This is a genomic window from Mesorhizobium sp. M2A.F.Ca.ET.037.01.1.1 (assembly GCF_003998075.1).
In the GTDB taxonomy this organism is placed as follows: Bacteria; Pseudomonadota; Alphaproteobacteria; order Rhizobiales; family Rhizobiaceae; genus Mesorhizobium.
The window spans coordinates 1-6,136 of sequence record NZ_RZSA01000340.1 but is presented as its reverse complement, the minus strand read 5'-3'; the positions used below and the strand labels follow the sequence as shown (position 1 = coordinate 6,136).

The 6,136-nt window shown below is 65.5% G+C and carries 3 protein-coding genes; 1 reads left to right on the top strand and 2 read right to left on the bottom strand.

Translation table 11 applies throughout. The features are described 5' to 3' along the window. A partial coding sequence (locus EOA27_RS17905) for an AsmA family protein (RefSeq protein ID WP_127256807.1) occupies positions 1-621 on the bottom strand: 621 nt, incomplete at its 3' end. Between the two features lie 265 nt (positions 622-886). Between EOA27_RS17905 and EOA27_RS17900 the strand changes: the two genes are divergently transcribed. Continuing rightward, positions 887-2,845: an acetoacetate--CoA ligase gene (locus EOA27_RS17900; RefSeq protein ID WP_127256805.1), complete on the top strand. Its 1,959-nt coding sequence runs from the start codon at positions 887-889 to the stop codon at positions 2,843-2,845. Between the two features lie 249 nt (positions 2,846-3,094). Here EOA27_RS17900 and EOA27_RS17895 read toward each other — a convergent pair. Next, a partial coding sequence (locus tag EOA27_RS17895) for a PAS domain S-box protein (RefSeq protein ID WP_127256803.1) occupies positions 3,095-6,136 on the bottom strand: 3,042 nt, incomplete at its 5' end.

The window sequence follows — 6,136 nt, the reverse complement described above, 5'->3', positions numbered from 1 at the left end:
CGCCAGCGATGCATCGCTGTTCATCGCCTCCCAGTTCACCTGGCCGCTCAGGCTGCTCAGGATTTCGGTGTCCTTGCCGTCGGCCGTCGTCACGACGCGGCCATCGCGGAACTCGACGGTGCCGAACGGATCGGAAGGCAATCTGCCGAGGTCTGGCTTCTGCGGGTTGGCCGCGACCACACCGCGCGCGGTATCGATCGAGCGCGTGATGCGCCCGCCGGTCGGAAGCGGTGGCAGATAGAAGCCGTTCGCCATGCGCTGCACCCTGATCGTCGGGCGCACCAGCCTTGCGGTCGAGAAGGCGACGTCGCCCTGCAAGGCGGCCATGGCTGAGAGATCGACCTCCACGCGATCGGCCTCGACCACCGGCGGCGCGTCGGTCTCTGTCCATTGCGACAGGGTCACGTCGCTGAGGATGGCCCGAAACTTCGGCCAAACCTCGATGCGCGGCGAGCCGTCGATCGTGACCCTGAAGCCGCTCCAGGCGCTCAATTCCCAGGCGATGCGGTCGCGCACGATGCGGGTCGAGGCAATCAGCGGCAGCGCCGCGACCGCGAGCGCGATGACGAGCACGGCAACGCCGATCGCCCACACCCCGCGCCGGATCAAAGATGATGGCATTTCGCCCCGTATGCTTCTATTGCCGACAAAATCGCCCGACGGTGTAACCGAGCGCCGACGCTTTTCAAGTCTTTATGGCCTTGCGATGGCATTTGCGCAGGGACAGCCATGGGTCGCGCGAACAAAATCTTGCTCTGCTGCGCTGCAATATGCATAAGCGAACCGTACGACCCCGGTCCACGGTTGCGCGCCGTTTTTGGAACGATGGCATAGGCGATGTTGAGCTTAACTGGCTCGTTCGCGACGCGCTTTGGGAGGAGCGATCATGGCCGCCGACACACCTTTGTGGACCCCGACGCAGGAGCGGATCGACGCAGCGCCGTTAACCGCGTTCATGAAGGCCGCGGCAGCGAAGGTCGGGGAGGCTTTCTCCAGCTACGCGGAACTTCACCGCTGGTCGATCGAGCATCGAGAAGCTTTCTGGAGCCTGGTCTGGGATTTCTGCGGGCTTGTCGGCGACAGAGGCGAGCGGGGCCTCATCGACGGCGAGCGGATGCCCGGCGCGGCTTTCTTTCCTGACGCCAAGTTGAACTTTGCCGAGAACCTTTTGCAGAAGACCGGCGGCGGTCCTGCCATCGTCTTTCGCGGCGAGGACAAGGTCGAGCGCCGGCTATCCTGGAACGAGCTTCACGCGCTGACCTCGCGGCTGCAGCAGCTTTTCCTGTCGCTCGGCGTCAAGGCCGGCGACCGCATCGCCGCCATGATGCCGAACATGCCAGACACCATCGCCGCGATGCTGGCGGCGAGCTCGATCGGCGCGGTATGGTCGTCCTGCTCTCCCGATTTCGGCGAGCAGGGCGTGCTCGACCGCTTCGGCCAGATCGAACCGGTCGTCTTCATCGCGCCGGACGGCTATTGGTACAACGGCAAGGCGATCGAGGTGGCCGACAAGGTGCGCGCCGTGGTGGCCAAGCTCACCACGCTGCGCAAGGTGCTGATCGTCGATTATCTCGGCACCTCGGCCGACGTCGCCGCCACCATCGACGGGGCGACCGCGCTCGAAGAAGCGCTCTCGCCATTCGCCGCAAAGACCGTCAGCTTCGAGCGGCTGCCTTTCGCGCATCCGCTCTATATCCTGTTTTCCTCGGGTACGACCGGCATCCCGAAATGCATCGTGCATTCGGCCGGCGGCACGCTGATCCAGCATGTCAAGGAGCATCGCCTGCATGCCGGCCTGCTCGACGGCGACCGTCTGTTCTATTTCACCACCTGCGGCTGGATGATGTGGAACTGGCTGGTCTCGGGCCTCGCTTCCGGCGCGACGCTTTTGCTCTATGACGGCTCGCCTTTCTACCCCGACGGCAATGTGCTGTTCGATTTCGCCGATGCCGAGCAGATGACCTATTTCGGCACCTCGGCGAAGTTCATCGATTCCGTTCGCAAGGCAGGGCTCAAGCCGATCGCGACCCACGATCTGTCCAGCGTGCGCACCGTCTCCTCCACCGGCTCGCCGCTGTCGCCGGAGGATTTCCGCTTCGTCTATGACGGCATCAAGAAGGACGTGCATCTGGCCTCGATCTCGGGAGGCACCGACATCGTGTCCTGTTTCGTGCTCGGCGTTCCCACCGAGCCTGTCTGGATCGGGGAAATCCAGGGACCTGGTCTCGGCCTGGCGGTCGACGTCTGGGACGACGACGGCAAGCCGATCCGGCAGGAGAAGGGCGAGCTCGTCTGCACCAAGGCCTTCCCGTCGATGCCGATCGGCTTCTGGAACGACCCCGAGGGCAAGAAGTATCACGCCGCCTATTTCGAGCGTTTCGACAATGTCTGGTGCCATGGCGACTTCGCCGAATGGACGGCGCATGGCGGCATGATCATCCATGGCCGTTCGGATGCGACGCTCAATCCGGGCGGGGTCCGGATCGGCACGGCCGAGATCTACAACCAGGTCGAACAGATGCCGGAAATCCTCGAGGCGCTCTGCATCGGCCAGGATTTCGACAATGATGTCCGTGTCGTGCTGTTCGCGCGGCTGGCCGCCGGCGTGACCCTGGACGAGGATCTGGAAAAGCGCATCCGCGCCAGGATCCGCACCGGCGCCAGCCCGCGTCACGTGCCGGCCAGGATCGTCGCCGTCACCGACATCCCGCGCACCAAGTCCGGCAAGATCACCGAACTCGCGGTGCGCGACGTGGTTCACGGCCGTGCCGTGAAGAACAAGGAAGCGCTTGCAAACCCGGAAGCGCTGGAGCTGTTCCGCGACCTGCCGCAGCTGGCGGGTTGACGGATGGCATGGTTAACGAAATCGGTACGGCGAATTTACCTAGATTTCACGGGTGGTACACATTCGTAAACTTTTCTGAGGTCCGGTAAGGACTTGTTAAGGGACGACCCCGATAGTCGCGTGTAACTTGAGGGAGAAATCCCGTTCCTCGTCCCCTGAGGTTCAGCTCAAGCCCCCGTTGTGACAGCATCCCATTTCTCAAGGCGTCCTCCCGGACGCCTTTTTCTTTGGCTGGAACCGAGGACGATCTTATTCGGCAAGCACGCGGGTCGAGGGGAAGACGACCTCGACCAGCGTTCCTTCGCCCGGCGTCGAGGTGATGGCGAAGCGGGCTCGGTTCGCCTCCACCATGGCCTTGGTGAGGGGCAGGCCGAGGCCAGTGCCGTCGCCGCGTCCGCGCTTCAGCGCATTGATCTGCTTGAACGGCTTCAGCGCCTGCTCGATCTCGGCCGGGGTCATGCCGATGCCGGTATCGCGCACGCGCATGACGACATCGCCTGAGGCTTCGTACGCGGTCGAGACGATCACCTGGCCGCCGGCCTGGGTGTAGCGGATGGCGTTGGACAGGATGTTGAGGGCGATCTGGCGCACGCTTCGCAAATCCGCCACCACTTCCGGCAGCCGCGAGGCGAAGCTGGAGCGGATGATGACGCGCTCTCGATTGGCTTGCGGCTGCATCATCGCCACCGTCTCGGCCAGCGTGTCGTTGAGCGACACCGCCTCGTAGTCCATCTCCTGCTGCCCGGCCTCGATCTTCGAGATGTCGAGCAGGTCGTTGACGAGGTCGAGCACGTGATTGCCTGACCGGTTGATGTCGCGCAGATAGTCGCGATAGCGGTCATTGGCGATCGGGCCGAATTTCTCGTCCACCATCAGCTCGGAAAAGCCGATGATGGCGTTGAGCGGCGTGCGGATCTCATGGCTGATGCGGGCCAGGAAATCCGTCTTCTGCGAGGACGCGCGCTCGGCAACCGCGCGTGCCTGGGTCAGGTCTTCCTCGGCCCGCTTCCATTGCGTGATGTCGCGCACCACGGCGCAGAAGCCGCTGTCGTTCGGCAGCCTGCCGATGGTCATGAACAGCGGGATGAAACGTCCCTGCGCCTCGCGGCCGATGACCTCGCGGCCGTCATTCAAGACGCTCGCCACGCCCGGCTCCGAAAGGCCCGCGAGATAGTCGCGCGCCGCGCGCTGGCTTTCGATAGCGAACAGCGAGGCAAAGGGCTTGCCGGCGACCTCGTCGCTGTCGAAGCCGAAAAGGGCTTCCGCCGGCCGGCTGATCGAGCGGATGTTGCCGTCGCGGCCGATCAGTACGACGCCATCCGTGGCGGTGTCGATGATGGTGCGCATCTCGGCGATGCGCGATTTCAATTCCGGAACATCCGGCTGCAGCGCCGGCTCGTCATTGGCGGCGGTGAAATGCGCGGCATCGTCCTCGCCGGAACGCCGCACCACCAGCATGAGCGCCTTGCCGCCCCGCCATGGCACCGAGCGAAGCAGGGCTTCGATTGGAAATTCCAGGCCCTGGCGGCTCTTGAGCTTAAGCGAGTGGTCGCTTTCGTCCGCGCCGGCATCCTCGGCATAGGGATCGGCAAACAACGCGCCCAGGCCCCCCGCATCCGCGAGGTCGTCCAGCGCATCGTAGCCGGTGAGTTCGAGGAAGGCGTCATTGGCGTAATGGAGCTCGTCACCCGAATGGATCAGCAGCGGCACCGGCAGCCTGGCGAGGATGGACGTATCGGGCGCCTTGGCTTCCTCTCCGGTCGAAAAAGCGGAGGGCACAAAGCCTGCGAGCTTGAGTGGCGGCACGTCCAGGCGTGGCCGCGCCGGCGTTACGGGTTCTTCCGCGGCCGTCGCCGCGTCGGCGTCGGAGCCGGCCCAATCCTCGCTGTCTTGCGCATCGCGGAAATCGTCGGCGGTCATGCTGTCATCATCCGCCGTCGCATCGCGCGCCGGCTTTTCGGCGACCAGCTCGGTCACTGGCCGTTCGACCGGCTGCCGCGCCTCAGAATCGGCACGCTCGGCCGCCTGCCGGGTGGCCGCTGCCCGGCTGTCCTCGGAAGCAGGTTCGACGCCGGCTTCTTCCCTGGACTTCTCACCACCTGCGTAGCTGAGCAGCGAGCCGGAAGCGGCCGGCGTCACCGTCTTGCCGGCGTCGCTCGTCGCGGCGGCGTCATCGATACCGTCGAGCCTCGCCAGGTCTTCCTGGTCTTCCGCCTCGGTCTGTGCTTCAGCAGTCTCCGCATCAGCCTTCGCGTCGGAGGTTTCCGAGGCTTCCGGTGCCGGCGTCGCCTCCAGCGCGGGGTTCTCGTGCGCCGCCTCTTCAAGCGTCGTTGGCTGGTTGGCCTCGGCCTTCGTTGCGACGGCGGGCTCTTTCGCTGTTGCCTCGTCCTTGCCGGCAACAACCGCATCGGTCTGCTTGCCGGCTTCGGCGGCGCCCGGCTCGGCGGGCAGGGAATTGTCCTTGCGCAGCCGCTCGCCAATCTCGCGGAAGGCGCTGCGCTCAAGGATCGACAGGCTCTTCTGACTTGCGGGCGTGTCGCTCCCCGGCTGCTTGTCGTTGACCGGCTGGCGGTGCTCGGCCAGCCTTATCACCTTGTCGGCGAAGCGCCGCTCCGGCTTCGGCACGATGCTCAGCGCCGGCACTTCGCCCTGGAACGGATCTGCGGGCTTTGGCTGTTCCGGCTGCGCCTGCTCCGCGGCTGGCTGCTCGACCGACGGCTCGCTCCCGGCAGGCGCGGCATTAGGCACCAGCGCCATGCCGAGCGCTTCGGGATCGACCACGGCGTCGGCCGCGCGTGCGACGCCAAAGCCGCGAAAACCCTCGAAGGCGCGGCTGCGGCCATAGACGGGCAGCGCCGCCAGATCGACCGGTATCTTCAGATCGGTTCCGGCCACCGGCCACAGCACCGATCGGCCTGACCAAGTGTCGCGCCGCTCGAGCAGACCGGCGATCTCGCCCGAGGTGTCGAGACCGAAGATGGTGGCGACGTCCTTGAAGCGGCGGCCGATCACATCGGCGGCGGGCTGGCCGACGATGTCTGCGAATTCGGGCGACAACGCGCTGAATTTGCCGTCGGCGTCGGTGCGCCAGACGAAGCGCAAGGGTGGCGCCGAACGGTCGATGCCGCGGGGCAGGGCTGGCCGAGATGGCATGACGGTTTCGCGCGCGGCCGTCTCGCCAACACCCGGCCGCAGGCCTTCGGCCGCGACGGCCTCCTTCGGCTCATCCTTCGCCGGCGCCGCCGGTTGAGCCTGCCCGGCGTCATCGTCGCCGGCGTTGAAATACCAATG